The sequence below is a fragment of the Pedobacter sp. genome (assembly GCF_045627485.1).
Taxonomy (GTDB): Bacteria; Bacteroidota; Bacteroidia; order Sphingobacteriales; family Sphingobacteriaceae; genus Pedobacter.
Genome location: NZ_JAZQNU010000171.1, coordinates 1 through 3,132 on the forward strand (window position 1 = coordinate 1; position 3,132 = coordinate 3,132).

At 43.7% G+C, this 3,132-nt stretch carries 3 protein-coding genes and 1 pseudogene; all 4 read left to right on the top strand.

What is annotated here, in order from left to right:
- Positions 1-350: pseudogene (locus ACR2F3_RS13045) on the top strand (hypothetical protein); the annotation flags it as partial.
- Between the two features lie 137 nt (positions 351-487).
- Positions 488-2,032, top strand: coding sequence for an IS21 family transposase (gene istA, locus ACR2F3_RS13050; protein WP_432710412.1), 1,545 nt, complete (start codon positions 488-490; stop codon positions 2,030-2,032).
- A 21-nt stretch (positions 2,033-2,053) separates the two neighbouring features.
- Positions 2,054-2,785, top strand: coding sequence for an IS21-like element helper ATPase IstB (gene istB / locus ACR2F3_RS13055; protein ID WP_432710413.1), 732 nt, complete (start codon positions 2,054-2,056; stop codon positions 2,783-2,785).
- A gap of 2 nt (positions 2,786-2,787) precedes the next feature.
- The coding region (locus tag ACR2F3_RS13060) for a cytochrome c oxidase assembly protein (RefSeq protein ID WP_432710414.1) at positions 2,788-3,132 on the top strand (345 nt) is incomplete at its 3' end.

Genomic DNA, 3,132 nt, shown 5'->3' on the forward strand with positions numbered 1-3,132 from the left:
GACTTACAACCGACCAGCCTTTTATTCCGATGTACTTTCCTTATAATGTGGAATTAAATAAACAGGGTGCCCCTGATTTTAAAGCGAGTTTGGCTCAAATTGCCAAAGGCCAAAAAATTGACGATGCAGAAAAGGCAGCGAGGCTTGATCCTCAGGTTAAAATTATCGACACCAGGAAGTCTGAAATTTATAAAAAACAGCACTTGGATATTCCGCTCCAAAGTACGCCACGATTCCGACACAAAGTACGCCACCCATTCCGAGGCAAAGTACCCCAGTATTCCGTAGGAAAGGTTACCAATTATTCCGAGGCAAAGTACGCCACTTTGTTAAAGAAGCCATATTTGTAAGGGGCTGACATTCCGACACAAAGTACACCACTTATTCCGCGCCAAAGTATACCACTAAGCAGTGTTTAACCGCCAGTTACGCTAAGTTTGGTTTGTAACCAAAAACCACTTGCAGTATGGCAAATAAGCTACTTAGTATGCATAAGATAAGACAGATACTTTTATTCCTTGAGCGCGGTGTTTCCCAGCGGGCTATCGAGAAGGAAATAAAGACGACAAGAAAAACAATTGCCCTCTACCTGCAAAAGTTCCAACAAACCGGGCAGGAGTTAACCGAACTTTTGAAACTTCCAGACGAACGGTTGGAACAGATTCTTGGCTTGCATAAGCCATCTGTACCACAGGATGCTGACCCCCGCAAAGCTCATTTCATCAGCCAGATCATGTACTTTAACAAGGAACTTAGCCGTACCGGGGTGACCCGTTTACTGCTTTGGGAAGAATATATTAAAGAATATCCTTCAGGCTTTCAGTATTCCAGGTTCTGCGATTTACTGCAAGACCACATGAAATTGAACAATGCAGTGATGCACTTTGTTCATACCCCGGCAAAGCTTTTGGAAGTAGACTTCGCAGGTGATGTCTTACATTATGTAGATCCTTCAACAGGAGAACTTATTGCCTGTCCAGTGTATGTTGCTGTACTCCCTTTTAGCGGTTATGGTTATGTAGAGGCTCTTCCTGACGCCAAACTGCCTCAAGTAGTAAAGGCTCTGAATCACACCATTAACTATTTTGGAGGAGTGCCCCTAACTGTAAAATCAGATAACATGAGACAGTGGGTCTCTAAAAGCTGTAAATACGAACCGGTATTCACTGATATGCTGGAGCAGTGGGCAAACCATAATAATATTGCTTTACTGGCTGCACGTCCCTACAAACCAAAAGACAAGCCATCGGTTGAGAACAATGTAAAGATCACTTACAGGCGTATCTACGCAGCACTACGTAACCAAACTTTCCATAGCCTGTCTGAACTCAACAAAGCGATCAAAGAAAAACTCGACAAGCACCACCAGCTGAACTTCCAAAAGAAAACATTCAGCAGGCAAGAACTCTTTGACAGTCAAGAAAAAGCATTATTGCAACCGCTACCCGAATCCGCCTATTCCATACGACACTACACCAAAGCAAAAGTGCAGAAACATTACCATGTGCTGGTGGGCGAAGACGGCCACTTTTACTCTGTTCCATACCGTTACATCGGTAAAGAAGTTCGGATTGCCTATGATCAGGACACCGTTGAGATCTATTACGAAGGTCAAAGAATCGCTATCCATACCAGAAATTACATCAGCCATGGTTATAGCAGTATCAAAGAACATATGCCTGAAAGGCACCAGGCAATTATCCGACAACGTGGATGGAGCCCTGAATACTACTTGAAAAAAGCAGAAGATAACGGACCGAACACTTTAAGGTTCTTTAAAAAGCTAATGGACAGCAAACTGGTGATCGATCAGTCTTATACTTCCTGCACCGGGCTGCTGAGATTAATGGATGCTTACGGCTGTGTTCGTATGGAAGCAGCCTGCAAAAGGGGTTTAAGGGGACACAAGTTCAGTTACACCGCGATCAAAACGATCCTGGATAATAAAATGGATCTGTTGGAAGAAGAAAGCATCAAAGAGTTTCGTATTCCTGCCCACAATAACCTCCGGGGCCCTGAATCCTATAATTAGTCAAATACATATATCCTAAAAATGAATACACAAAACACCGTAGAACAACTCAAAACACTTAAACTGACTGGAATGGCTAAACGTTATGAGGCCGCATTATCATTGCCTGTCCATGAGCTGCAGGATGTCCATGCTTTGATCGCCATGATCACCCAGGCAGAAATGGAATACAGAGATTATTCCCGAACCCAGAAGTATCTCAAGGCCAGTAAGCTCCGCTATCATGCGCTGCCTGAAGATATACTTTGTAATGCGGAAAGAGGTATTACAAGAGAACAGGTGCTAAGGCTTTCTGATGGTATGTTTATAGAAAAAGGTGAGAACGTATTGATCACCGGTGCCACCGGATGCGGTAAATCTTTTCTGGCCTGTGCCCTGGGGCGCAGTGCCTGTTTGCTGGGTTACCGCACCCAGTACTTCAGTATGAACAAATTCCTGGATGCACTGGCTCAGGCCAGGCTCGATGGATCTTACCTTAAATGGATCAAGGGTATCTCCGCAAATAAGCTGCTGATCCTGGATGACTTTGGACTAAAGGCTTTGAACAATGATGCAAGAATTGCACTGCTGGATATCCTGGAAGACAGGTATGGAAACGGCTCAACAATGATCACATCGCAACTCCCGGTGGATAGCTGGTACAATTTTATTGATGAGCCAACGCTCGCTGATGCTATTATGGACAGACTGGCAGCTTCTGCACATAGAATAGCGCTTACAGGTAAATCTTTGAGAAAGAAAAAAAATCATTAAGTTTGAAAATATCACACTTACTTAGTGGTGATACAGGCCGGTCTGGCTGGCGTACTTTGCTCCGGAATAAATGGGGTACTTTAGCGCGGAACACTGGCGTACTTTCGTCGGAATATCTAATAATAGCAATGTTGCTCAATACCGGAGGAATTTATGTTCTATACCTGACGCCATTATACATTGCGAGTTTTTCACATCCCTATCTGCATCACTTGATTCATTTTCATTTCCTTGCAGCCGGTTATCTTTTTTCATGGTCACTGATTGGCCTAGATCCAGCACCTAAACGTCCAGGTCTCCAATTACGAATGCTTATATTATTCATCAGTATAGCTGCTCACGCATTC

Excerpts from the sequence above, each read along its gene's own strand:
- istA (WP_432710412.1), top strand. The coding sequence starts at position 488 with ATGCATAAGATAAGACAGATACTTTTATTCCTTGAGCGCGGTGTTTCC.
- istB (WP_432710413.1), top strand. The coding sequence starts at position 2,054 with ATGAATACACAAAACACCGTAGAACAACTCAAAACACTTAAACTGACT.